The organism is Streptomyces sp. NPDC002868 (genome assembly GCF_055563295.1).
In genome coordinates this window covers 231,741-255,121 of the sequence record NZ_JBVHDR010000003.1, presented here as the reverse complement: position 1 = coordinate 255,121, position 23,381 = coordinate 231,741, and the positions used below count along the sequence as shown (strand labels likewise).

Annotated in this window: 20 protein-coding genes; 15 read left to right on the top strand and 5 right to left on the bottom strand. The window is 70.4% G+C overall.

The window, feature by feature from the left end:
• Positions 1 to 125 precede the first annotated feature (125 nt).
• The 3 genes from ACZ3H8_RS11915 to pgfA all read left to right on the top strand — a co-directional run bounded on the left by ACZ3H8_RS11915 (position 126) and on the right by pgfA (position 3,097).
• Entirely contained in the window at positions 126 to 1,805 is a 1,680-nt protein-coding gene (locus ACZ3H8_RS11915; protein WP_467400455.1) for a lytic transglycosylase domain-containing protein, read from the top strand.
• A 152-nt stretch (positions 1,806 to 1,957) separates the two neighbouring features.
• On the top strand, positions 1,958 to 2,095 hold the full coding sequence (locus ACZ3H8_RS11910; protein WP_215093574.1) for an SPW_0924 family protein: 138 nt from the start codon (positions 1,958 to 1,960) through the stop codon (positions 2,093 to 2,095).
• A 12-nt stretch (positions 2,096 to 2,107) separates the two neighbouring features.
• Positions 2,108 to 3,097: a cell envelope lipid trafficking protein PgfA gene (pgfA, locus tag ACZ3H8_RS11905; RefSeq protein ID WP_467400452.1), complete on the top strand. Its 990-nt coding sequence runs from the start codon at positions 2,108 to 2,110 to the stop codon at positions 3,095 to 3,097.
• Positions 3,098 to 3,106: 9 nt separating this feature from the next.
• Here the strand turns inward: pgfA and hrpB are convergent, their stop codons facing one another.
• Entirely contained in the window at positions 3,107 to 5,656 is a 2,550-nt protein-coding gene (hrpB, locus tag ACZ3H8_RS11900; RefSeq protein WP_467400449.1) for an ATP-dependent helicase HrpB, read from the bottom strand.
• Positions 5,657 to 5,694: 38 nt separating this feature from the next.
• A complete protein-coding gene (locus ACZ3H8_RS11895) occupies positions 5,695 to 6,498 on the bottom strand; it encodes a class I SAM-dependent methyltransferase (RefSeq protein ID WP_467401276.1) in 804 nt (267 codons plus the stop codon).
• Positions 6,499 to 6,863: 365 nt separating this feature from the next.
• Between ACZ3H8_RS11895 and rpsA the strand changes: the two genes are divergently transcribed.
• Positions 6,864 to 8,372 (top strand): 30S ribosomal protein S1, encoded by a 1,509-nt coding sequence (gene rpsA / locus ACZ3H8_RS11890; protein ID WP_398988003.1) that lies wholly within the window; start codon positions 6,864 to 6,866, stop codon positions 8,370 to 8,372.
• A gap of 107 nt (positions 8,373 to 8,479) precedes the next feature.
• Here the strand turns inward: rpsA and ACZ3H8_RS11885 are convergent, their stop codons facing one another.
• Entirely contained in the window at positions 8,480 to 9,439 is a 960-nt protein-coding gene (locus tag ACZ3H8_RS11885; protein ID WP_467400447.1) for a right-handed parallel beta-helix repeat-containing protein, read from the bottom strand.
• Between the two features lie 249 nt (positions 9,440 to 9,688).
• On the opposite strand from ACZ3H8_RS11885, the gene ACZ3H8_RS11880 reads away from it, so the two are divergent.
• The 3 genes from ACZ3H8_RS11880 (at position 9,689) to ACZ3H8_RS11870 (ending at position 11,718) form a co-directional block, all read left to right on the top strand.
• Positions 9,689 to 10,627 (top strand): PAC2 family protein, encoded by a 939-nt coding sequence (locus tag ACZ3H8_RS11880; RefSeq protein WP_467400446.1) that lies wholly within the window; start codon positions 9,689 to 9,691, stop codon positions 10,625 to 10,627.
• Between the two features lie 22 nt (positions 10,628 to 10,649).
• Positions 10,650 to 11,264 (top strand): dephospho-CoA kinase, encoded by a 615-nt coding sequence (gene coaE / locus ACZ3H8_RS11875; RefSeq protein WP_467400443.1) that lies wholly within the window; start codon positions 10,650 to 10,652, stop codon positions 11,262 to 11,264.
• Between the two features lie 85 nt (positions 11,265 to 11,349).
• Positions 11,350 to 11,718: a tetratricopeptide repeat protein gene (locus ACZ3H8_RS11870; protein WP_398988009.1), complete on the top strand. Its 369-nt coding sequence runs from the start codon at positions 11,350 to 11,352 to the stop codon at positions 11,716 to 11,718.
• A gap of 68 nt (positions 11,719 to 11,786) precedes the next feature.
• Here ACZ3H8_RS11870 and ACZ3H8_RS11865 read toward each other — a convergent pair whose 3' ends face one another.
• The gene (locus ACZ3H8_RS11865; protein ID WP_467400441.1) at positions 11,787 to 12,086 is read right to left on the bottom strand and encodes a DUF6343 family protein; all 300 of its coding nucleotides are present in this window, start codon (positions 12,084 to 12,086) and stop codon (positions 11,787 to 11,789) included.
• A 72-nt stretch (positions 12,087 to 12,158) separates the two neighbouring features.
• Here ACZ3H8_RS11865 and ACZ3H8_RS11860 point away from each other — a divergent pair, with 72 nt between their 5' ends.
• The 8 genes from ACZ3H8_RS11860 (at position 12,159) to ACZ3H8_RS11825 (ending at position 21,291) form a co-directional block, all read left to right on the top strand.
• Positions 12,159 to 13,316, top strand: a complete 1,158-nt coding sequence (locus tag ACZ3H8_RS11860) for an ADP-ribosylglycohydrolase family protein (RefSeq protein WP_467400439.1) — start codon at positions 12,159 to 12,161, stop codon at positions 13,314 to 13,316.
• A 55-nt stretch (positions 13,317 to 13,371) separates the two neighbouring features.
• Complete coding sequence (locus ACZ3H8_RS11855; protein ID WP_467400436.1) at positions 13,372 to 14,289, top strand: acyltransferase domain-containing protein; 918 nt, start codon at positions 13,372 to 13,374, stop codon at positions 14,287 to 14,289.
• A 126-nt stretch (positions 14,290 to 14,415) separates the two neighbouring features.
• Positions 14,416 to 14,856: a DoxX family protein gene (locus tag ACZ3H8_RS11850; protein ID WP_467400434.1), complete on the top strand. Its 441-nt coding sequence runs from the start codon at positions 14,416 to 14,418 to the stop codon at positions 14,854 to 14,856.
• 166 nt (positions 14,857 to 15,022) lie between these two features.
• A complete protein-coding gene (locus tag ACZ3H8_RS11845) occupies positions 15,023 to 15,982 on the top strand; it encodes a slipin family protein (protein WP_467400432.1) in 960 nt (319 codons plus the stop codon).
• 151 nt (positions 15,983 to 16,133) lie between these two features.
• Positions 16,134 to 19,025: a DEAD/DEAH box helicase gene (locus tag ACZ3H8_RS11840; protein WP_467401275.1), complete on the top strand. Its 2,892-nt coding sequence runs from the start codon at positions 16,134 to 16,136 to the stop codon at positions 19,023 to 19,025.
• A complete protein-coding gene (locus ACZ3H8_RS11835) occupies positions 19,022 to 20,269 on the top strand; it encodes an SWIM zinc finger family protein (protein ID WP_467400429.1) in 1,248 nt (415 codons plus the stop codon). Before ACZ3H8_RS11840 ends, ACZ3H8_RS11835 begins: the two co-directional genes overlap by 4 nt.
• 48 nt (positions 20,270 to 20,317) lie before the next feature.
• The gene (locus ACZ3H8_RS11830; RefSeq protein WP_467400427.1) at positions 20,318 to 20,746 is read left to right on the top strand and encodes a hypothetical protein; all 429 of its coding nucleotides are present in this window, start codon (positions 20,318 to 20,320) and stop codon (positions 20,744 to 20,746) included.
• Between the two features lie 167 nt (positions 20,747 to 20,913).
• Positions 20,914 to 21,291, top strand: a complete 378-nt coding sequence (locus ACZ3H8_RS11825; RefSeq protein WP_467400425.1) for a hypothetical protein — start codon at positions 20,914 to 20,916, stop codon at positions 21,289 to 21,291.
• 53 nt (positions 21,292 to 21,344) lie between these two features.
• On the opposite strand, the gene ACZ3H8_RS11820 is transcribed toward ACZ3H8_RS11825, so the two are convergent.
• Positions 21,345 to 23,267 carry a DNA/RNA helicase domain-containing protein gene (locus tag ACZ3H8_RS11820; protein ID WP_467400422.1) on the bottom strand — a complete coding sequence of 641 codons (1,923 nt, stop codon included), beginning with the start codon at positions 23,265 to 23,267 and terminating at the stop codon, positions 21,345 to 21,347.
• Positions 23,268 to 23,381: the final 114 nt, after the last annotated feature.

Sequence of the window (23,381 nt, the reverse complement as noted above, 5' to 3'; positions counted from 1 at the left end):
GAGAGGTGGCGGACTGGTGAAAAGCGGTCAGGGGCCGGTGTTTCAGGGCGCGGAGTTGCCGTAGGGTCACCTGAGTCCTTGCGCTGGGGAGCGCGGGCAGCCGCCGACGGGGAGGGAACAGACGTATGGCAGCGCAATTCGGCCGCCGACTGCGCAGGGGAGCGACCACGACCGCTGTGGCCGCGGCCGCTGTGGCCGCACTCTCCGCCTCACAGGCGCCCGGCATCACGCATGCCACCACGGGCGACAGCCAGGGGGCTTCCGACGCCACCCCGCCGTCCGGCACCCCGGTCACCGGCAACTCCCCGTACTACACGGACCTTCCGCCGCTGAACACCCCGGACAAACCGGGCACTTCAATCGATCTGCCCGCGACGGGCACGACGGAAGCGGGCATACCCGCCACCGTCCTCGCGGCGTACAAGCAGGCCGAGCAGACCATCGCCGGCTCGGACCCCGGCTGCCATGTGCCGTGGCAACTGCTCGCCGCGATCGGCAAGGTGGAGTCCGGCCAGGCGCGCGGCGGCCGTGTCGACGCCGAGGGCACCACGCTCTCGCCGATCCTCGGCCCGGTCCTCAACGGCGTCGGCTTCGCGAACATTTCGGACACCGACAACGGTGCGTACGACGGCGACTCGACGCACGACCGCGCGGTCGGCCCGATGCAGTTCATCCCGTCCACCTGGGAGACGTGGGGTCAGGACGCCAACGCCGACGGCCGCCGGGACCCCAACAACATCTACGACGCCGCACTCGCCGCCGGACGTTATCTCTGCGCCGACGGCCGCGACCTGGCGGTCAAGTCCGACCTCGACCGGGCGATCCTCGGCTACAACCACTCGCGGGAGTACTTGCGTACGGTTCTGTCCTGGTTCGAGTACTACAAGCGCGGCACCCACGAGGTCCCGGACGGCACCGGTGTGCTGCCGATCTCCAACGGGCCCGACAGCTCCGACTCTGCGGAGAGCAACACACCCACGCCGACTCCGACGCCCCCCTCCACCCCCAGCCCCAAGCCGACGCCCAACGCGCCGAAGCCCGGTGGCGGCACCACCACCCCGACGCCGCCCCCCACGCCGCCCCCCACCCCGACGCCGCCCCCCACTCCGACGCCGCCGCCGGTCTCCCGTATCGAGGACGCGGGCACCGGCGAGCTGACCGCCATGGCGGGCCACGCCTTCACCGGGCGGGCCATCGTGCGGGTGAAGAACACCGAAGGCCGGACCGTCCCGAACCAGGCCGTCCGCTTCGACGTCGTCGGCGACACCGACACCCGTTTCACCGGCGGGAAGGCGAGCGTCACCCTCAGCACCGGCGCCGATGGCACAGTCGCATCGCCCGCGCTCCAGGCGGGCGAGAAGACCGGCGGCTTCAGGGTCCGGGCCACAGTGGTGGGCCGTGTCCTGCCCGCCGTCGACTTCGCCGCGACCGTCACCGTCCGGGCGGCGGACGTGATCGCCAGGACCGACGAGAAGGTCCTGACGGCCGCCCCCGGCACGGAGTTCGCGGACGCCGTCGAGGTCAAGGCCACCTACAAGGGCGCCATCGCGTCGGGTGTCGCGGTCACCGCCACCATGATCACCTCGGCGGACGACCCGGCCGTGAACGACAAGGGCCCCTACTTCAAGGACGCCGAGGGCAAGACGATCCGCACCCTCACGGACCTGAAGACCGACGCCAACGGCGTCCTGAAGCTCCCGAAGATCTTCGCGGACGATCAGACGGGCACCTTCCTGCTTCGCCTCACCACGCCGGGCGGCGGAATCGTGACCATCGAGCTCAAGGTCGCCACACCGGCGGCCTGACCCGCAGCGCAGCACTCCCGCACCGCCCCTGTGTCGCCTGCCGGCACAGGGGCGGTGCAACGTGTTCTCATCTCGCGGCTCCATTGCTACGGTGCCTCCGCCCTGACGCCATATCAGATCCGCATCGGATCCGAGCCACCGGGAGGCCGAGCATGCGCGCCCTCGTCGCCGCCGCCATCGGGCTGGCCGCCGCCCTCGCCCTCGTTCTGACCATCTCGGCGATCGGTGCGCCGCCCGGCGAGACCTCCCCCAAGCCGCTGCTGACCACCGTCCCCGGCCCCAAGAAGTAGGAGGGCCGGACCATGCGCCGCAGAGCGAGCCTCGTACTCCTCGCATTCGCCGTCTTCTTCGCCGCGCTCTCGCCGCTGCTGCGCTGGTACGCCTTCCCGCGGCTCGCGAAGATCCCGGCCGGCCAGTACCAGGAGATGGTGCTGGAGGCGAAGCCCGCCATCCTCCTCGACTACGGCTCGCTCACGGCGAAGGAGGTCGAGAAGGTCACCATCGTGCAGACGCTCAAGGGCAATGTGGAGGAGTCCGAGAAAATCGAGCGCAGCGCCGGCCGCGACGTCGTCGTCTGGGACTCCCTCTCGTACGTCCAGGGCCCCGACGGCAAGATGGTCTCCCAGATCCCCGAGCGCTACATCTTCGACGCCCACAGCCAGGCGCCTGTGCACGCCACCGGCGAGACCGTCGACGGTGACGCGGTACGGCGCGAGGGCATCGAGTTCAAGTGGCCGTTCCTCACCGAGAAGCGGGCCTACGAGTACTTCGACGCCCAGGCCCGTACGTCCGCGCCCATCCACTACAAGGGGACGCAGAAGTTCCGCGGGCTCGACGTCTACTACTTCGAGCAGACCATCCCGTGGACCAAGGTGCCGTACCCGAAGAAGATGCCCATCCCGGGGATCGACGCGACCACGCTGGAGAAGCAGACCGGAACCACCCGCTGGTACACCACCAAGCGGATGTTCTGGGTCGACCCGGTCACCGGTGCGCCCGTCAATGGCGAGGAGATCCACAAGGAGGAGCTGCGCGGCGGCACGCTGCTGGGTGGCCGCGACAAGGTCACCGCGTTCGCCGGGCATGTGAAGATGCGCCCCGACTACGTCGACTCGACCGTAGAACTGGTCAAGTCCCAGCGGCAGTTGGTGCTGCTGATGACCTCGTATCTGCCCTGGGGCTTCCTCGTACTGGGCGGCGCGCTGCTGGCGCTCGCGCTGGTCCTGGAGGCGCGCAGCCGCAGGCGGCGGACGCCCGCGGCCGAGCCGGAGCCCGAGCCCGCCCCTGTCTGACCCGTCGGATCAGCTGCCGCTCTCCCTGCTGAGGCGCGCCTTGGTGTGCCGGGTCGGCTCCGCCGTCGAAGGATCCTCGGGCCAGGGGTGCTTGGGATAACGGCCGCGCAATTCCGCCCGTACGGAGCGGTATCCGTCCTTCCAGAAGGACGCCAGGTCCGCGGTGACGGCGGCGGGCCGTCCGGCGGGCGAGAGCAGATGCACCAGCACCGGCACGCCCGCGACCGTGGGCGTCTCGCGCAGCCCGAACAACTCCTGGAGCTTCACCGCCAGGACGGGCTGCGCCCCGCCGTACTCCACCCGGATCCGCGAGCCGCTCGGCACCTCGATCCGCTCCGGCGCCAGCTCGTCGAGCCGGGCCGCGTCGCCGCTCGCCCAGGGCAGCAGCCGCTGGAGCGCCTGCCCGGCCTGGACGCGCCCGAGATCGGCCCGCCGCCGGGCCCGGGACAGCTCCGGCTCCAGCCACTCGTCGGTACGGTCCAGCAGCGCGGCGTCCGACACATCGGGCCAGGGCGCGCCCAGTTCCCGGTGCAGAAAGGCGAGCCGCTCGCGCAGGCCCTCCGACTCGCGCGTCCAGCGCAGCAGCCCGAGCCCCTCGCGCCGCAGCCCGTCCAGCAGAGCTTCGCGTACGAGAGCGGGGTCCGGGTTCTTGAGGGCGCGTACGGACAGCTCCACGGCCCCCAGCCGCTCCACCTCCCGTGCGACGACGTCGCCGTTCTCCCAGTGGACCTCCTCGCCGGTGACGAGCAGATGCGCGGCGGCCGTACGGGCGCTCTCCTCGTCGACGACGGCGGCCAGCCGCACCCGCGCGGAGGCGGCGTGCGCGGGCCGGTCCGCGACGGCGACGGCCAGCCAGGGCGCGTTGCGCAGCCCCGATCCGGCGACGAGCTCGCCGCCGGTCCCGGAGGCCATCAAGAACGCGCCTTCGCCACGGGCTTTGGCCACCCGCTCGGGAAACGCGAGCGCGGCGACGATCCCGGCGGCGGCGTCGTCGGAGAGGGGGCTGGCGCGGCCCGGGCCGACACTTGCAGCCTCGCCGGCGTTTGAGGCGCGGGGTCCGGGGCGGAGCCCCGGTGCGTCCGCCGCGGCGGCCAGCCGACGTGCCTCCTGGCTCCAGCGCGTGGCGTACGCGTCACCGCCCCGGCGCGCCGAGCGCCAAGCCGCGGCCAGGTCGTCCCCGTACTCCCGCGGCGGCTCCTCGCTGAGCAGCGCCACCACCTCCGCGGCCCGGCGCGCACCCACCTCGTGCGCGCCGTCCAGGAGCGCCCGCGCCAGCCGTGGATGCAGGCCCAACCGGGCCATCCGTATGCCCCGTTCGGTCGCCCGGCCCGCCGCGTCCACCGCGCCGACCGCGGACAGCACCGAGCGCGCCGCGGCCAGCGCACCGGCCGGGGGCGGGTCGAGCAGCGCGAGAGACGAGGCCGCCGGATCGCCCCAGCACGCCGACTGCAGGGCGAACTCCGCCAGGTCAGCGACCTTGATCTCGGGCGACGGAAACCGCACCAGCCTGGCGTCCTCCGCCTCGGACCAGCAGCGGTACACCGTGCCCGGAGCCTCCCGGCCGGCTCGTCCCGCCCGCTGTCGCGCCGCCGCCTGCGAAGCTCGCACCGTGGTCAGCGCGCTCAGACCTCGCGCGTGATCGGTGCGCGGCTCGCGCGCGAGACCCGCGTCCACGACGACCCGTACGCCCGGCACGGTCAGCGACGACTCGGCGACCGACGTCGCGAGCACGACCCGACGCCCGGAGCCCCCGGACAGCACCGCGTCCTGGACCGCCGCGGGGGCACGCCCGTGGACCTGGAGCACCTCCGCCTCCACATTCCCCAACTGGCCCGCCACCCGGGCGATTTCACCGACCCCGGGCAGAAAACACAGCACATCGCCCGCGCGCTCGGCGAGCGCCCGGCGCACCACAGCGGCCACATGGGTCAGCAGCGCCGGATCGACCCGCATCCCGTGCGGCGGCCGCACCGGCCGCGCGGGAGGGGCCCACACCACCTCCACCGGATGCGTCACGCCCTGCGCCTGAACCACCGGCGCATCGCCGAGCAGCCGCGCCCAGCCCTGCGCGTCGGTGGTCGCCGAGGCCGCCACCAGCCGTAGCTCGGGGCGCAGCGCGGCGCGCACATCCAGGAGAAAGGCGGCCACCGTGTCCGCGTCCAGATGCCGCTCATGACACTCGTCGAGGATCACCACATCGACCCCGGCCAGCTCCTGGTCGCGCTGCAGCCGCTGCAGCAGCACACCGGTGGTCACCACCTCCACCACCGTCCCGCGCCCCACCACGCGCTCCCCGCGCACGGTGAAGCCGACCTTCCCGCCGACCTTCTCGCCCAGCAGCCACGCCATCCGCCTGGCTGCGGCCCGAGCCGCGATCCGCCGCGGCTCAGCCACCACGACGCGTGCGCCGCGCTCGGCGAGGGCCAGCGGCACGAGGGTGGTCTTGCCGGTTCCCGGGGGCGCGCACAGCACGGCGCACCCGTGCTCGTCCAGCGCCCGCTCCAGGGCGGGCAGGGCGGAGCGTACGGGCAGGCTGCCGAGTGCTTCGTCGCGGATCACCGCCCCAGTCTCGCAAGAGTCCTGAGGCCGAAGCCGCCTCAGTCGCGCTCGCAGACGAAGATCGCCGTGCCGGGGATCAGATTCCCGCGCAGCGGGGACCAGCCACCCCACTCCTGGCTGTTCCAGTCGGGCCACTCGGGCTCGACGAGATCCACCAGCCGGAAGCCGCCGGCCACCACGTCCCGCACGCGGTCGCCGATCGTCCGATGGTGCTCCACATACACCGCACGACCCGCCTCGTCCTGCTCTACGTAGGGAGTGCGGTCGAAGTACGAGGCGGCCACCGAAAGACCCTCGGGGCCCGGCTCGTCTGGGAACGCCCAGCGGATCGGGTGGGTGACCGAGAAGACCCACCGCCCGCCCGGCCGCAGCACACGCCGTACCTCGCGGAAGACCTTCACCGGGTCCGCGACGAACGGCACCGCCCCGTACGCCGAGCACGCGATGTCGAAGGAGCCGTCCAGGAAGGGCAGCGCCCCCGCGTCCGCCTCGATCAGAGGGACGTCGTCGCCGATCCGCATCGCGTGCTGGAGCTGCCGGTGGGAGAGGTCCAGGGCCACCGGGCGCGCGCCCTGCGCGGCCAGCCAGCGCGAGCACTGCGCGGCGCCCGCGCCGATCTCGAGGACGTCGAGCCCCTTCAGCGAACCGGCCGGACCCAGCAGCCCGGCCTCCGCCTCGTCGAGCCCTTCCGGCCCCCACACGAATCGGTCGTCGCCGAGGAACGCACCGTGTTCGGTCTGGTACTCATCGGCGTTCCGGTCCCACCAGCCGCGGCTGGCGCGGCTGCTCTCCGAGTCGCCGGCGTTACGGCGGGTGGCTTCCGGCTCGAAATCTTGGAACATCGTCACCGTCGTTGTAGTTTGCGTTCAGCGCGGCCAATGGCGGCCATTGTGGCCTCGGCGCGGCGCCAATATGCGGCTACCGCCGCGTGGTTAGTTGTGTCGGGTATAGGGCATTCGCCCCGGGTGTGCGCCTTCGCGCATTGACCGTGTCCGGCTGCGCCCGTATGCTACAAGTTGCGCTGCGGGCCTGCGCGCCTCAGACAGAGCAGGTCGCGCTCGCATCTGTATGTATGTCCCCTCGGTTCACGAGGCGCCCCCTTCTCACGGGCGGCGCTTCCTAGGCTGTCCGGCTTCTGCAGCTGCGATACGGGCTCTCGGCGTAGCAGTACCTACGACTCACCGTCCGTACCGGAGCCCTTTCCCACATGACGAGCAGCACCGAGACCACCGCCACCACTCCGCAGGTAGCGGTCAACGACATCGGTAACGAGGAAGCCTTCCTCGCCGCGATCGACGAGACGATCAAGTACTTCAACGACGGCGACATCGTCGACGGCGTCATCGTGAAGGTCGACCGGGACGAGGTCCTGCTCGACATCGGTTACAAGACCGAAGGTGTCATCCCGAGCCGCGAGCTCTCGATCAAGCACGACGTCGACCCGAATGAGGTCGTCAAGGTCGGCGACGAGATCGAGGCCCTTGTTCTCCAGAAGGAGGACAAGGAAGGCCGCCTGATCCTCTCGAAGAAGCGCGCCCAGTACGAGCGTGCCTGGGGCACCATCGAGAAGATCAAGGAAGAGGACGGCATCGTCACCGGCACCGTCATCGAGGTTGTCAAGGGTGGTCTCATCCTCGACATCGGCCTCCGTGGCTTCCTGCCGGCATCTCTCGTCGAGATGCGCCGTGTCCGCGACCTCCAGCCCTACGTGGGCAAGGAGCTCGAGGCGAAGATCATCGAGCTGGACAAGAACCGCAACAACGTGGTCCTGTCCCGCCGCGCCTGGCTCGAGCAGACCCAGTCCGAGGTTCGCCAGACGTTCCTCACCACCCTGCAGAAGGGCCAGGTCCGCTCCGGCGTCGTCTCCTCGATCGTCAACTTCGGTGCCTTCGTGGACCTGGGTGGCGTCGACGGTCTCGTCCACGTCTCCGAGCTCTCCTGGAAGCACATCGACCACCCCTCCGAGGTTGTCGAGGTCGGCCAGGAAGTCACCGTCGAGGTTCTCGACGTCGACATGGACCGCGAGCGCGTCTCCCTCTCGCTCAAGGCGACGCAGGAAGACCCGTGGCAGCAGTTCGCCCGGACCCACCAGATCGGTCAGGTCGTCCCGGGTAAGGTCACCAAGCTCGTTCCGTTCGGTGCGTTCGTGCGCGTCGACGAGGGCATCGAGGGTCTGGTCCACATCTCCGAGCTGGCCGAGCGCCACGTGGAGATCCCGGAGCAGGTCGTCCAGGTCAACGACGAGATCTTCGTCAAGGTCATCGACATCGACCTCGAGCGCCGTCGCATCAGCCTCTCGCTGAAGCAGGCCAACGAGTCCTTCGGTGCCGACCCGGCCTCGGTCGAGTTCGACCCGACGCTGTACGGCATGGCCGCGTCGTACGACGACCAGGGGAACTACATCTACCCCGAGGGCTTCGACCCGGAGACCAACGACTGGCTCGAGGGCTTCGAGACCCAGCGCGAGGCGTGGGAGGGCCAGTACGCCGAGGCGCAGCAGCGCTTCGAGCAGCACCAGGCCCAGGTCATCAAGTCCCGCGAGGCCGACGAGGCCGCTGCTGCCGAGGGCGCTGCCGCCCCGGCCGCCGGTGGCAACGCCGGTGCGGGTGTCACGGGTGGTTCGTACTCCTCGGAGTCGGACGACAACTCCGGCGCCCTGGCGTCGGACGAGGCCCTGGCTGCCCTGCGCGAGAAGCTGGCCGGCGGCCAGAGCTGACGCTCTGACCCCAGCTGGTAACTAGCTGAAGTAAGGCCCGCTCCCCCTGGGGAGCGGGCCTTACTGCGTTATGGCGCGACGTTATGGCGCGACGTTATGGCGTGAGGTTATGGCGTGACGGGGATGTTCGTCAGGCCCTTGCCGCCGGTGACGGTGTTGCCGGCGTAGACCGTCGTCGGGCAGCTGGAGCTGTAGTTGGTGACATTGATGGCGAGCTGCTTGGTCCCGGAGGCTCCGCGCAGATCGGACGTGTTGCCGCGGAAGACGGTGCCGCAGCCCCAGCCGCTCTGCTGGGTGTGGGTCTCGTAGCCGTTGTTGGTGGTGTTCTTGCCGGTGTTGTTCTCGACGAGGGTCTTGTTGCCCTTCACATCGATCCATGAGTCGTCGAAGTTGGCGCCGGTCAGGCCGCGGCCGTCGAAGGCATTGCCGATGATTTTCGCGCCCGTGGTGCCTTCCTTGATGTCGATGGCCTCGCCGCCGACGTCCGGGCCGATGGTGTTGTCCAGAATCTGCACGTTGTCGCTCTTGTCGGAGAGTGTGTTCGCGGAGCCGACGTAGACGCCCTCGCCCATGCCGCTGCCGTTGTTGCCGGTGTCGTGGATCCGCGAGTTCTTGATGACGCCGTTGCGGCTGGACTTGCGGAAGTGGACACCCTCCATGTCCAGGCCGTGCACGGTCACCGAGTCGATCACGACGCCGTCGGCCGAGTCGGTCATGATCCCCTTCTGGCCGCCGGTGACGGTGATCCCCTTGACGGTCCAGTACGAGGCGCCGTTGAGATGCAGACCGTAGCCGCCGCCGGCCTTGAGGACTGCCTTCGAGGAGCCGGTCAGGGTGATGCGGGAGCCGGAGGTGGCTGCGGTGGTGGTCTTGAAGTTTCCGGTGTAGGTGCCGTCGGCGAGCTGGATCGTGTCGCCGGGGTGGGCGGCGGACAGTGCCGACTTCAGCTGGGCGGCGGTGGTCACATCGATGACCGCTGCGGCGCCCGCGGGTGTGGCCAGTAAGGACAGTCCGCCGGTCGCGAGTGCGCCGGCCAGCAGGGCGGGGAGCAGCTTTCGGGTGCGCATGGGGGATGCCTTCCCGTTTTTGTATGTAAACGATGGGCGCGTTTCTGAACAATGAACTGCCTCGTGACGGTAGGGATGCGCTCTGGGCATGTCAAGGTCGGGACCAGTTCGCGACAAATCCGCCGCAAGCCCGCCGCAAGCCCGCCGCCCTGAACAGAGCCTCCCCTTCGGTGTGTTCATCGCGTGAGGCGGGAATGCCCGTGAGTCACCGGGCGTTCTTCTGTACGAACACGAGGAGGAGCGGTAATCGTGCTTGATCCGCAGGGTTTGTACGAATGGGAGCCGAAAGGCCTCGCCGTCGTCGACATGGCGCTCGCCCAGGAATCGGCAGGTCTGGTCATGCTGTATCACTTCGACGGATACATCGACGCGGGTGAGGCCGGCGAGCAGATCGTCGACAACCTGCTCGACACAATGCCCCACCAGGTGGTGGCCCGATTCGACCACGACCGGCTGGTTGACTACCGCGCCCGCCGCCCGCTGCTGACCTTCCGCCGCGACCGCTGGAGCGCCTACGAGACGCCGACGCTGGATGTCCGGCTGGTCCAGGACGCCACGGGCGCGCCGTTCCTGCTGCTGTCGGGACCCGAGCCGGACGTCGAGTGGGAGCGCTTCGCCGCCGCCGTCCGACAGATCGTCGAGCGGCTCGGCGTGCGGCTCGCGGTCAACTTCCACGGCATTCCGATGGGCGTCCCGCACACCCGCCCTGTCGGCCTCACCCCGCACGGCAACCGCACGGACCTCATGCCGGGCCATCGCAGCCCCTTCGACGAGGCGCAGGTGCCGGGCAGCGCGGAGTCGCTGGTCGAGTACCGCCTGGTGGAGTGGGGCCACGACGTCCTCGGCGTCGCCGCGCATGTGCCGCACTATGTCGCACGATCTTCCTACCCCGACGCCGCGCTGACCGCCCTGGAGGCGATCACGGCCGCGACGGGCCTCGTCCTGCCGGGCGTCGCACATTCGCTGCGCACGGAGGCGCACCGCACCCAGACCGAGATCGAGCGGCAGATCGGCGAGGGCGACGAGGAGTTGGTGGCGCTGGTGCGGGGCCTTGAGCATCAGTACGACGCGGTGGCGGGCGCAGAGACCAGGGGCAGTCTGGTCGCGGAGCCGGTGGACCTGCCGTCCGCCGACGAGATCGGCCGCGATTTCGAACGCTTCCTCGCTGAGCGGGAGGGTGATGCATAGCCCGCTCGCGTAGGCTGCGGCCATGCTGAAGGTGGGCCTGACCGGCGGAATCGGTGCCGGCAAGAGCGAAGTCTCCCGACTGCTCGAGTCGTACGGAGCGGTGCTGATCGACGCCGACAAGATCGCTCGTGAGGTCGTCGCGCCCGGTACGCACGGACTCGCGGCCGTCGTCGAGGCCTTCGGCCTGGACATCCTCAACCCCGACGGCACCCTGGACCGGCCCAGGCTCGGCTCGATCGTCTTCGCCGACTCCGACCGCCTGGCGACGCTCAACTCGATCGTCCACCCGCTGGTCGGGGCGCGATCCATGGAGCTGGAGAAGGGCGCAGGGCCGGACGCCGTCGTGATCCACGACGTACCGCTGCTCACCGAGAACGACCTGGCGCCGCTGTACGACGTGGTGGCCGTCGTCGACGCCTCGCCCGAGACGCAGCTGGACCGGCTGGTACGGCTGCGCGGAATGGCGGAGTCCGAGGCGCGAGCACGGATGGCTGCCCAGGCCACGCGCGAGCAGCGGCGAGCCATCGCCGATCTGGTCATTGACAACGACGGGCCGCTGGAGAATCTGGAGCCGCAGGTACGGAAGGTCTGGGCGGAGCTGACCCAGCGCGCCGCCGCGCAGCCCGGCTCCCGTTAGGCATCCGCAGACCCGTGCGAAGTTGATCGGAATACCGTTGCCGGACGTGGTGTTGGAACCGGGCAGCAAGGGGAAGGATGCGACCGTGCCCAAGAGCAATCCGGAGACGCACGTCATCGACTACCGCGCGGCCGAGCAGTTGCTGGCAGCGAGGGATCCGCGCGGCGCCGTGAAACTGCTGGACTCGGTGATAGCGGCCCACCCCGAGAACACCGCGGCCCGGCTGTTGCGTGCCCGCGCCTTCTTCGCCGCGGCCCAACTGCGCCCGGCCGAGCTCGAATTCGAGCTGGTCCTGGAGCGCGAGCCGGACAACGCCTTCGCCCACTTCGCACTGGCCCGCACCTTCGAGCGGGCCGGCCGTCCGGAACAGGCCAAGCGCCACTTCCGCCTGGCGGCGGCGCTGGACCCGAAGCCGGAGTATGTAAAGGCCGCGCGCTTCGACGCGGAGGCCTGACATCCGAGGCCCGGCTTTCGAGGCCTGATCTCACAGAATCCACTGGCCGTCCAGCGACCGGGCCGCGTCTAGCGACCGAGGCGCGGGTTGCGACCGGGGCGCGGGGCGCGGCCGCCGTGGTCCGGTTCGTACGGCGGGATGTCGCGGCCCGGCTGGTAGTGCGGCCCCTGGTGGATGTGCCGCAGGACCATGAACAGATCAATGGTGACGATCAGCAGCAGCACTCCGCACGCCACCGCCCAGCCGGGGCGCGCTGCGAGGGCGAATGCCGCCGTGCCCGCCCCGGCCCAGATCAGGCCCCATACACTCAGCCAGAGCCGCAGTCGCAGGGGACTGCGTGCAGTTGTCGGTTCACTCCCAGTGCGCATGGCAATCGCATCTCCTACTCCAGGATGCACCCGTATCCGTTCCCGTAACCGAAGCCGAGCCGAGCCGAGCCGATGTCGACGTCGAGGAGCCGAGCAGTGGACAAGCAGTCTTGGGAGAGCACGGCCGTCCGTCGGGCCAGGATCCGCGGATGCCTGCTCGGCGGGGCGATCGGGGACGCCCTGGGCAATCCGGTCGAGTTCCTCTCCCTCGGCGCGATCCGCGGGATGTACGGCGAGCAGGGTGTGACCTCACTCGTACCGGACTCCGACGGCGTGAGGGGGCGGATCACGGACGACACTCAGATGACGCTGTTCACGGCCGAAGGGCTGATCCGTGCGCAGGCCAGAGCGGCCGGGAAGGGCATCGGCGGCGGCGAGACGGCCTGCGTGCGCAACGCCTATCTGCGCTGGCTGGACACACAGAACTACCCGGCCCCGCCCGAGCCGACCGAGGGCGACTACGTCAGGACGGGATGGCTGAGGCGGCAGCCCTTCCTGTACGCGCGGCGGGCACCCGGCAACGCCTGTCTGACCGGGCTCGCTCAGCGGTATGTCCCCGACGTGACGGCCGTGTTGGGGGATCCGGGTCCGGTGAACACCGGCTCTAAGGGCTGCGGCACCGTCATGCGCTCGGCACCCTTCGGGCTGGTCGGGGCGGAGCCCCGGCGGGCGTTCGAGCTGGCCGCGCACTGCGCGCAGATCACCCATGGGCACCCGACCGGCTATTACGCGGCCGGGGCGTTCGCCGCGATCATCGCGCATCTGATGGAGGGCGATTCGGCTGAGGGCGCGGTGCTGCGGGCCATGGAACTGCTGCGCGGCTACCAGCAGCACGAGGAGACCACGGCGGCGCTCCGGGCGGCAGTGGACCTGGCCGCCCGGGGCGGCCGTCCGACCGCAGAGAAGGTCGAGTCGCTGGGCGCGGGCTGGGTCGCCGAGGAAGCCCTCGCCATCGCCGTCTACTGCGCCCTGGCCCGTACGAACGACGTCACCGAGGCCCTGCTGTTTTCGGTCAACCACTCGGGCGACAGCGACTCCACCGGAGCCATCTGCGGCAATCTGCTCGGCGTGCGGTACAGCGATGTACAACTGCCTGCATCCTGGCTGGTGTTGACGGAGGGGCGGGGCGTGATCGCCGAGTTGGCCGACGATCTGAGCCTGCAGACCGAGCACGCCACGGTGGGGTACGGCGAGCCGGCGCATCCGTACGACCGATATCCGCACAACTGAGCCGGATATTCCGGATACCGCGGATATTCGGGACGGTGAGGGGGAGGAGTCGCTGGTGACAACCGCGTTGGTGGAGCTGCCGGAGGCGGACGAGCTGGCCGAGGCGCTGCTGGATCTGGCGGTGCCGCACGAGGACATCAACGAACTCCTCGCGCTGCGGGGCCGGATCACGGCGGACCCCGGGCTGCGCCGGCTGCTGGAGACGGGCATCCAGGAGATGCTCCAGGACATGGGCAGGATCGGCGGAGGCGGGGAACTGCCGCGGATGCCCGACGACTCGGGCGCGCCTGCCCGCTGCTTCCCGGTGTACGTCTTCGTCGCGGCCCTCCCGTACGTACGGGCGTACCACCGGGAACGTTCCGTGCCGGACGGCGTCTCCCGTCACACGCTGGCCGACCTCGGCCGCCATGTGGCCCTTCACCGCAGGCGCCGGGGCACCGGCGGACTGTTGATACCGGGCTGGTTGGGTCTCCACTTCCGGGGCGAGATCTACCAGTTGGGGCGGCTGCAGTTTCAGCGGTCCCGGCTCGGCGTGCGGACCGGCGAGGCCGTGCGGGCGGCCGGACTGCCGCTGGGGCCGGGGGACTTCGCGCTGAATGTGCACATCCCCGACTTCCTCGGGCCGATCACGCCCGCGGCGTGCGACCGGTCCCTGTCCCGGGCCAGGGAGTTCTTCGCGCGGCATTTCCCCGAGGAGACGTACCGGGTCGCCACCTGCCACTCATGGCTGCTCGACCGGCAGCTCGCCGAGTATCTGCCGAAGGACTCCAACATCGTCCGCTTCCAGGACCGCTTCCGTTCCGCGTACGAGAAGAAGGAGGCGGAGGACGACGTTCCGGTCGGCTTTGTGTTCGGCGATCCGGAACTGCCGCTCGATGCGCTGGCGCGCCGTACGACGCTGGAGCGCGCGATCGGCGACCATCTGCGAGCGGGCCGCCACTGGTACTCCGGCCACGGCTGGTTCGAGCTCTGAACGCCGTGCCGGACAAGGGAAGTCGAAGTTTTTGAAGCCGGGGCCCGGGGGAGCGATGAGTCCCGGGCCGCCTCCCGGTCTACCTCTGCGAAAGCACTACGGAACGCTCCTCCGGAGGAGACCACGATGTCCGCAACGACCGCCACCACCGCCACCACGACCGCTACCACCGGAACCACCCTGGGCCGCCGCTCGGACCTCGCCGTGCGTACGCTCCAGATCGTGCTCGCGGTGTTCATGGGCGTCGCGAGCGCCGCTCCCAAGCTCATCGGCCACTCCTCCGCGGCGGAGTCCTTCGACAAGATCGGCTTCGGCGACTGGTTCATGTATTTCACCGGCGGTCTGGAGCTGGCCGGCGCGATCGCGCTGGTGATCCCGATCCTCTCCGGGCTTTCGGCGCTCGCCTTCATGGGCCTGATGATCGGCGCTTTCATCACTCAGGTGACGGTGTTCGACGGTCAGTACGCGATCACGCCGGTCATCCTCTTCGTCGTCTTCGGCGGGATCGCCTGGGTGCGGCGCAATCACACGGCGGAGCTCGTCGCTCTCGTACGCAAGCGCCTCTAGCCGCAGGGGGTCTCCGCTCAGGAAGGCCGCACCCGCGACGGGTGCGGCCTTCCTCCGTTCCGCCGCGGCAGGGCACGGATCCGCTGGCGCTTGAGGCTCGCCCGAGGGGGTATATCGGGCATACCGTGGTATTTGAAATCCGGCTCGGACGGTAGGGGGTGCCCTGATGGTCGAGGAGCTGGTGACTGCGGGCGTGGTGGCCGCGTCCGGCTGTCTGGTGTATGTCATGGCGGCCGCCAAGGTGATCAAGCAGTACGAGCGAGGTGTGGTCCTGCGCCTCGGCCGGTTGCGCAGTGAAGTGCGCGGCCCGGGTTTCACCATGATCGTGCCCATCGTGGACCGGCTGCGTAAGGTCAATCTGCAGATCGTGACCATGCCGGTGCCCGCGCAGGACGGCATCACGCGGGACAACGTGACGGTGCGGGTCGACGCGGTGATCTATTTCAAGGTCGTCGACGCCGCCGATGCCGTGATCCGGGTGGAGGATTACCGGTTCGCGGTCTCGCAGATGGCGCAGACGTCGTTGCGGTCGATCATCGGCAAGAGCGATCTGGACGATCTGCTGTCGAACCGCGAAAAGCTCAATCAGGGGCTGGAGTTGATGATCGACAGTCCCGCGATCGGCTGGGGCGTGCAGATCGACCGGGTGGAGATCAAGGACGTCTCGCTGCCCGAGGCCATGAAGCGGTCGATGGCGCGGCAGGCGGAGGCGGACCGTGAGCGGCGGGCCCGGGTCATCAACGCCGACGCCGAGCTCCAGGCATCCAAGAAGCTGGCGCAGGCTGCCGGCGTGATGTCGGAACAGCCCGCGGCACTTCAGCTGCGGCTGCTCCAGACCGTGGTAGCCGTCGCGGCGGAGAAGAACTCGACGCTGGTGCTGCCCTTCCCGGTGGAGCTGCTGCGGTTCCTGGAACGGGCGGCTCAGCCGCCAGGGCAGCCGCAGGCGGTGGAGTCGCGCGCCGGTTCACAGGCCGTGGATCCGCAGGCCGAGTCCCAGCCGCCGCAAGTGGAGTCGCAGTCACCGCAGTCACCGCAGTCACAGCCCGCACAGGCACCCGCGCAGTCACCGCCACCGCCGCAGGCCGTCCCGCCGCTCGCGCCGCCATCGGTGCCGCCCGCGGCCTGACCCGTCGCAGCACCGTCGCCGCAGGTCGCGGGGTGCTCGGGCGGCTGTCGGTGTCCATTGTCAGACCCCACCCGTAAGGTCGTAGATCCAGTACTTCGGTACTTCCGCATACGGCCTGTGGGTGGGAGGTGACCCTGTGACGTCCGACGACATGCTGCGCCTGCGGGAGACGCTGCACACCTGTGCCGCGGTCTTCATTCCGGCGCCGCTGCCGCGTGAGGGCCGGGTCGCCTTCTGGGATCCGGACGGCGACCGGCTCCGGGGCGCGACCGGCGAACTCACCGTCGTAGGCCGCGACGACACAGGCACAGGCACCGACACAGGCACCGGCACCGACACAGGCACCGGCACCGGCACAGGCACAGACGTCCGCAGCCGCACCGTCCCCGCCCTGCTGCTGCCGGTCGCCGAGGCCGTACCGCTCCTGACCCGCGCCCGCCACCACCCGGCCGCGCACCCCGCCGCGGCCTGCTGGGGTGCGGCCGCACTGCACGCCGTCCATCTGGTGGCGCGCGGCAGGCTGCTGCCCGGACTGACCGCGGCCGATCATGACGCGTGGCGCGCGGGGCCCCTGGACGCGGCCGACATCGCCCAGCTGCGGGCCATCGCCGCCGCCATGCCGTACGAGGCGCATGCCGTCCCCGTCCCCGTTCCCGATCTGCGGCCGTTGCAGTTGCCCGACCCCGAGACGCTGGTGAGGTCGTTCTTCGACGCGGTGGCCGACACCCTGCCGCGTACGCCGGCCGCCGCGTACGCCGCGGGGGCGCCGTTCGCCGCCGCCTCCGCCCAGCATCTGCCCGGCGCGCGGGAGTGGGCGGCGGAGGCCGCGGCGGGCATGGACGCGGGGGTGCGGATCTCGCTGCGCCTCGACCTGTCCGCGTTCGAGCTCTTCGACATCGGGGAGCAGGACGACGGAGCGGAGCGCAACGCCGGGGCGGCCCTCGTCCAGGTGCACAGCCTCGCCGATCCGACGCTCGTCATCGACGCGGCCCGGCTGTGGGCGGGTGACGGGGACGAGCACTTCGGGCCGCGTGCCCGGATCGACGCGGTGCTGGCGCTGCGCCGCGCGGCCCGGGTCTGGCCGCCGCTCGCCGGCCTCCTCGAGCGGGACGTGCCCGATGTGCTGCCCCTCACCGAGGACGAGCTGTACGAGCTGCTGGGACCGGGGGCGGCACGCCTGGCGGCGGCCGGGGTGGCCGTGCACTGGCCGAAGGAGCTGGCCCGTACGCTCTCGGCCGCCGCGGTCGTACGGCCCGCGCCCGGCTCGGCGACGGACGGCACACCCTTCTTCGACAGCGAGGAACTGCTCAAGTTCAACTGGCAGTTGGCGCTCGACGGCGATCCGCTGACCGAGCGCGAGATGGACGCGCTGGCCGAGTCGCACCGCCCGATCGTGCGGCTGCGGGACCAGTGGGTGGTGGTCGACCCCGATCTCGTACGCAAGGCGCGCAAGCGGGAGTTGGGGCTGCTGCAGCCGGTCGACGCGCTCGCGGTGGCGCTGACCGGCACGGCGGACGTGGACGGCGAGACGGTGGAGGCGGTGCCGACGGGCGCGCTGGCGACCCTTCGTGACCGGCTCACCGCGGCCTCCACCCCGGTCGCACCCCCGCCCGCCCTCGCCGCCACACTGCGCGACTACCAGCTGCGGGGCCTTGCCTGGCTCGACCTGATGACCTCGCTCGGGCTCGGCGGTTGCCTCGCGGACGACATGGGCCTCGGCAAGACGGTCACGGTGATCGCCCTTCACCTCCACCGCGACCGCACCGCCCCGACGCTGGTCGTCTGCCCCGCCTCCCTGCTCGGCAACTGGCAGCGGGAGATCACCCGCTTCGCCCCCGGCGTGCCGGTGCGCCGCTTCCACGGCGCCGACCGCACCCTGCCCGAGCTCGACGGCGGCTTCGTCCTCACCACGTACGGCACGATGCGCACCAGCGCGGACCGGCTGGCCGCGCACACCTGGGGGATGGTCGTCGCCGACGAGGCGCAGCACGTCAAGAACCCGTTCTCGGCGACCGCCAAAGCCCTGCGCACCATCCCCACCCCGGCCAGGGTCGCGCTGACCGGCACGCCCGTCGAGAACAACCTCTCCGAGCTGTGGGCGCTGCTGGACTGGACGACCCCAGGACTGCTCGGCCCGCTGAAGGCCTTCCGCTCCCGCCACGCACGCCTCGTGGAGAACGGCGAGGACGACGACGCCGTCGAGCGGCTGTCCCGGCTGGTCCGCCCCTTCCTGCTGCGTCGCAAGAAGTCCGATCCGGGCATCGTGCCCGAGCTGCCGCCGAAGACGGAGTCCGACCATCCCGTGGCGCTCACCCGGGAACAGGCGTCGCTGTACGAGGCGGTCGTACGGGAGACGATGGCGGCGATCGAGAGCGCGGAGGGCATCGCGCGGCGCGGGCTGGTGATGAAGCTGCTGACCGGCCTCAAGCAGATCTGCAACCACCCCGCGCAGTATTTGAAGGAGCACAGCCTGAAGGAGCACAGTGCGGGGGACGGCGCCGCGCGGCTGGCCGGCCGCTCCGGCAAGCTCGCACTCCTCGACGAGCTCCTCGAGACGATCCTGTCCGAGGACGGCTCAGTCCTGATCTTCACCCAGTACGTCTCCATGGCCCGCCTGCTCTCCGCGCACCTCACGTCCCGGGGGATCGGGTCCCAACTCCTCCACGGCGGAACGCCGGTGGCGGAGCGCGAGCGCATGGTGGACCGCTTCCAGTCCGGCGAGATCCCGGTCTTCGTGCTCTCTCTCAAGGCGGCCGGCACCGGCCTGAATCTGACCCGGGCGGGCCATGTCGTGCACTTCGACCGCTGGTGGAATCCGGCGGTGGAGGAGCAGGCGACGGACCGGGCCTACCGCATCGGTCAGACACAGCCGGTGCAGGTCCACCGGCTGATCGCGGAGGGCACGGTGGAGGACCGGATCGCCGACATGCTCGCGTCCAAGCGGGCGCTGGCCGATGCGGTCCTCGGCTCCGGCGAGGCGGCCCTGACCGAGCTGACCGACCGTGAGCTGGCCGACCTCGTCTCGCTGCGGAGGCCGTCATGACGCCGCGCACGACTTCCCGCTACGACGACCGTCGGCGCACCTTCCCGGCCCTGGAGCCCCTCGCGGGCGAGGAGTTCGCGTCCAGCTGGTGGGGCAACGCCTGGGTGGAGGCGCTGGAGGACACCGCGCTGGACCGGGCACGGCTGACCCGGGGCCGTGCGTACGCGGGCCGCGGCCATGTCGACGCGATCACGGTCACGCCGGGCCGGGTCATGGCGTACGTCCACGGCACCAGACCGCGCCCGTACCGCACGGAGATCCGCCTCCGTACGCTCACCGACGACGACTGGGACGAGTTCCTGGCCGCGGCGGCGGCCCGTCCCGACCACATCGCGGCGCTGCTCGACAAGGACGTACCACATGCGCTGGCAGCCGTGGCGGACCTCCTGCCCACGCCCGGCGACCTGATCCCCGACTGCTCCTGCCCGGACGACGGTTACCCCTGCAAGCACGCGGCCGCGCTCTGCTACCAGACGGCCAGGCTGCTCGACGAGGACCCGTTCGTGCTGTTCCTGATGCGCGGCCGCGCTGAACGCGAAATCCTCGCCGACCTCTCCCATCGCAACGCGACCCGGTCGGCGGCCGAGCGGACCAGCGCCGCGACCGCCGCGCCCCTGCCGACGGTCCCGGCCGGCGAGGCGCTGGCCCCGCGCTCGCTCCCGGCTCTCCCGCCCCCGTTCCCCGCGCCCAGCCACCCGGGCCGCCCTCCGGCCTACCCCCACACGCCCGGCGCGCCCGACCCCCTCGCCCTGGACCTCCTCGCCACCGAGGCGGCCGCCCGCGCCCACACCCTCCTCACCACCGGCGCCGACCCCACCGCAGAGCTGACCCAATGGCAGGACGCGGTCCGGCTTGCCGCCGCCCACCCCGGCTCGGGCCTGACCGCCTCCACCCGCGCCCTCTACCGCGACCTCGCCGCCGCCACCGACCACACCCCCACCGACCTGGCCCGCGCGGTGGCCGCCTGGCGGCAGGGCGGCCGTGAGGCCCTAGCCGTACTCGAAGAGCCCTGGGACCCGCCCGCGGGCCCCTTCGACCGGGCCCGCCCGGCCCTGATCGCCGCCGACTTCCCCCACTTCCGCCCCTGGCGCAACCACCTCTCCACCCGCTCCCTCCAACTCCGCTTCGGCCGCGACGGCCTCTGGTACGGCTACGAATCGGACCCGGACCGCGAGGACTGGTGGCCCCGCGGCACCCCCGACGCCGACCCGGTGGGCGCGCTCACCGCGCTGCTGGGAAGGTGACCGACTAGGCTTTCTGCACAGGACCTGCAATCGGCCGAAGGGGGCCTCGTGGAAGCCGAGTTGATGGCACTGGCGACGGCGGGAGCGACCGCGCTCGTCCAGCAGATGGTCGCGGACACCTGGACCTCGGTGCGCGAGCGCGCAGTAAGCTTCTTCTCCCGCGGCTCCACCACCCCCGAGAGCGTCGCCGCCGACCTGGACACCGCCCGCGCCGAACTGGTCGACGCCCAGCAGTCCGCGGACGAGGAGGCAGCCGCCGACATCCAGGCCGAATGGCGCTCCCGCATGCGCCGCACCCTCCGAGCGGACCCCGAGGCCGCGGCGGAACTGCGCGCGCTGCTCGACGAGTTGTGGCCGGAGTGGAGCGCCCCGCAGGGGCACGACGTCCACAACACGATCAGCGGCGGCACACAGCACGGTCCGGTGATCCAGTCGGGCACGATCGGGAACATCCACTTCGGCAGCCAGCGCGGCTGAGCCGGGGGACGGGCCGCCCGCTGGAGTCACTCATAATCCGCTCGACGGCGCAGACCCATGCCTGCCACTCTCCAGGCCATGCGTACCAAGCGATGGGGACGTTTCACGGCGGCCGACTTCTAGATCGGCCACGCCGGATGTTCCGGCGGGCCGGCAGAGGTCTGCCCATGTCCCGCACTGTCCACCACGTCCCCCTCAAACATCGCGCCACGAGCTGGTGGTCCACCTCCCCCGGCCCGTGGACGGCCCACGCACTCACAGAACTCCGCTACGCGTACGCAGAGTTGCACGAGTCCCGGCACGTCGGCCGCCGCCCCATCCCGCGCCGTATCGTCCGCGGCTTCGCGTCGTACGAGTACCCGCGCGCCCGTGGCGTACCTGTCTCAAGCCGCGCCGATGGCGAGGCCACCGCCCGCGCTGCGCTGCGCGGCTTCTGTACGTCGGCGCTCAAGGGCCTCCGTGCTGCCAACGACCTGCTCGAAACGGCCGAGGACCTCGACCACCCGCCGACCCGCCATCGTCACGGCGACGTCTGGGGCGGCTAGGTCAGCCTCATGTTGCCTCAAGCTCTGGCCGGACGCCGTGGTGCATGTGCGTATCAGCGGCGCAGGTTTGCTCCGAGAGTCTGCGAGGGAGGGAGGGCCTCTGAAGCAGTATCCATCGACGTGCCGTAGATGAGCTCGCGCAACTTGATCCGGGTCTCCGCGTCCGTGGAGTAGATCACGGTGCCGACCATGCCGCGCGTGAGCAGCACCTTGTACGTGTTGCGGATCAGCCGGTCCACGTCCTCATCCGGGGTCGCCTTCTTGAAAACCGGGTCCTTGGACGCCGAGCGGTCAACGACCCACCGGTCGGCCCGCCAGACCAGATCGGGTCCGAGGATGACCCCGCTCCAGTCGTACTCGAAGCCCTGCGCCGTGTACACGCAGCCGACCTGGCCGAACCCGGCAGGGTCCGTGGCCCACAAGGCAGAGGGCGGTGCACCCATAACCGACCGCTCGCCCTTGAGGTTCCACGGCCGCGCCCAGCCGCCGATCTCCACATCCGCGGGCAACGGCTCGCCGGGCTTCGCGTCGGACCACCTCCAGCAGTACCCGGCAGACATCCGAGCCCCGTAGCCCTGACCCTGGTGCGACTGGAGAACGGCTTCCAACCCCTCTGGTGAATCCACGACTTCGAGTTCCATCCGGTCGTCGGGCTCCCATCCCACCGGACCGCCGTCCTCCAAGCCCAATAGCCGCACCACCCACCGCAGATACGCGTCGCTGCCACCACACCGGAACTGACTGTCCAGCGGCACGACCCGGCACTCCAGTCCCTTGGCCGCTGCTGCGGCCTTGATCTCATGCACCGTCCCCATCTCGACGGGCCGCACCACCTGGTGCTCGTCCAGGAGAAAGACCGGCACACGGGCCGCGTCCAACAGTTCTTCGATCTGGGGCTTGCCGGTACGAGCGGCGGCCGACGTCCACCGATTCGCGGAGGTTTGGCGGATACGGTGCGCCTCGTCGCAGATCAGCACATCCAGGCCATTGCGGTTGGCTGTCATGAAGCTGTTGAAGTATTTGAAGAGGTCGCGGACTTCGGGCTTACGGGCGCCCGCGACCTTACGCATCGTCTTGGTGAACGACTGTGATCCAGTCGCGTGCAGGGCCGGAGTGCCTTGCCGGTACAACTCGCCGAGCAGCGACAGCGCGATCACGCTCTTGCCCGTACCCGGCCCGCCGGTGACCACAACGACCTCTTTGTGGTCGGACTCGTGCGCTTTCCGGACAGCCCGCAACACCATCTCGTACGCGACACGTTGCTCGTCCAGCAACACGAACTGCTCGCGCTCGCGTACCTCCTGCGCTGCCACACTCATCAGCTGCTTGGACGGCCGCACCTTCCCTGCGAGCAGCGCATCGGCTGCGTCAGCACCGGAAACCGGAGCGAGTCTCGACTGCAGATACTCAAGGAACTCGCCCCGCCGCTCGGCAGAGAAGAGCCGTCCGCGCTCACTCTGCTTCACCTCGTACAAGCCACCGATGCCGAACTCGGTCGCATTGTGCAGATATGCGACTCCGGAAATGCGCTCGGGATGCTCCGCAAGCGCCCCATTGAATGCCACCAGGTAGTCGCAGTATCCCCGCACCTGCTCGATCGGGTTCAGTACGGGCCGCGTGTACGCGTCCACCCGGCACAGCAGCGGATCGTCGTCATCCGGGTGCGCCTCGCTCCACTGCTTGAGCTCCACAACGACGTACGACGGCTCCTGCGTACGCGGATGAGTGCCGGCCAGCACCACATCCGCCCGCTTGCTGGTCAGCGGCAGCCCGTACTCGAGCAGCATCTCCACTTGGCCGAGCCCGGCGTCGAGCAGCGCACCGGTCAGCGCGGGAATGCTCCGCTCCCAGGACCGCACCTCGGAAGCACCCGGCCGATAGCCGTGTGCATGCACGAACTGCTCGGTCAGGTGCAGGGCCAGCGACCCTTCGAGATGGCGGGCGGCGACCGCAGCGGCGGAGTCGCGGAACAGCAAGGATTGCCCCCAGGCAGCACGAAGTAGCTCGTGCGGGTGGGGGCATGTCCTGAAGCGGAAGCCCGTCGGGCCGCGTGATCGATGCGATCAAGATTAGCTCGGTGGCGGTGGCAA

Coding starts and splice junctions, on each gene's coding strand:
- ACZ3H8_RS11910 (WP_215093574.1), top strand. CDS start 1,958: ATGCGCGCCCTCGTCGCCGCCGCCATCGGGCTGGCCGCCGCCCTCGCC.
- pgfA (WP_467400452.1), top strand. CDS start 2,108: ATGCGCCGCAGAGCGAGCCTCGTACTCCTCGCATTCGCCGTCTTCTTC.
- ACZ3H8_RS11850 (WP_467400434.1), top strand. CDS start 14,416: ATGTCCGCAACGACCGCCACCACCGCCACCACGACCGCTACCACCGGA.
- ACZ3H8_RS11835 (WP_467400429.1), top strand. CDS start 19,022: ATGACGCCGCGCACGACTTCCCGCTACGACGACCGTCGGCGCACCTTC.
- ACZ3H8_RS11825 (WP_467400425.1), top strand. CDS start 20,914: ATGTCCCGCACTGTCCACCACGTCCCCCTCAAACATCGCGCCACGAGC.
- ACZ3H8_RS11865 (WP_467400441.1), bottom strand. CDS start 12,086: ATGCGCACTGGGAGTGAACCGACAACTGCACGCAGTCCCCTGCGACTG.
- ACZ3H8_RS11885 (WP_467400447.1), bottom strand. CDS start 9,439: ATGCGCACCCGAAAGCTGCTCCCCGCCCTGCTGGCCGGCGCACTCGCG.
- rpsA (WP_398988003.1), top strand. CDS start 6,864: ATGACGAGCAGCACCGAGACCACCGCCACCACTCCGCAGGTAGCGGTC.
- ACZ3H8_RS11845 (WP_467400432.1), top strand. CDS start 15,023: ATGGTCGAGGAGCTGGTGACTGCGGGCGTGGTGGCCGCGTCCGGCTGT.
- coaE (WP_467400443.1), top strand. CDS start 10,650: ATGCTGAAGGTGGGCCTGACCGGCGGAATCGGTGCCGGCAAGAGCGAA.
- ACZ3H8_RS11915 (WP_467400455.1), top strand. CDS start 126: ATGGCAGCGCAATTCGGCCGCCGACTGCGCAGGGGAGCGACCACGACC.
- ACZ3H8_RS11860 (WP_467400439.1), top strand. CDS start 12,159: ATGTCGACGTCGAGGAGCCGAGCAGTGGACAAGCAGTCTTGGGAGAGC.
- ACZ3H8_RS11840 (WP_467401275.1), top strand. CDS start 16,134: ATGCTGCGCCTGCGGGAGACGCTGCACACCTGTGCCGCGGTCTTCATT.
- ACZ3H8_RS11895 (WP_467401276.1), bottom strand. CDS start 6,498: ATGTTCCAAGATTTCGAGCCGGAAGCCACCCGCCGTAACGCCGGCGAC.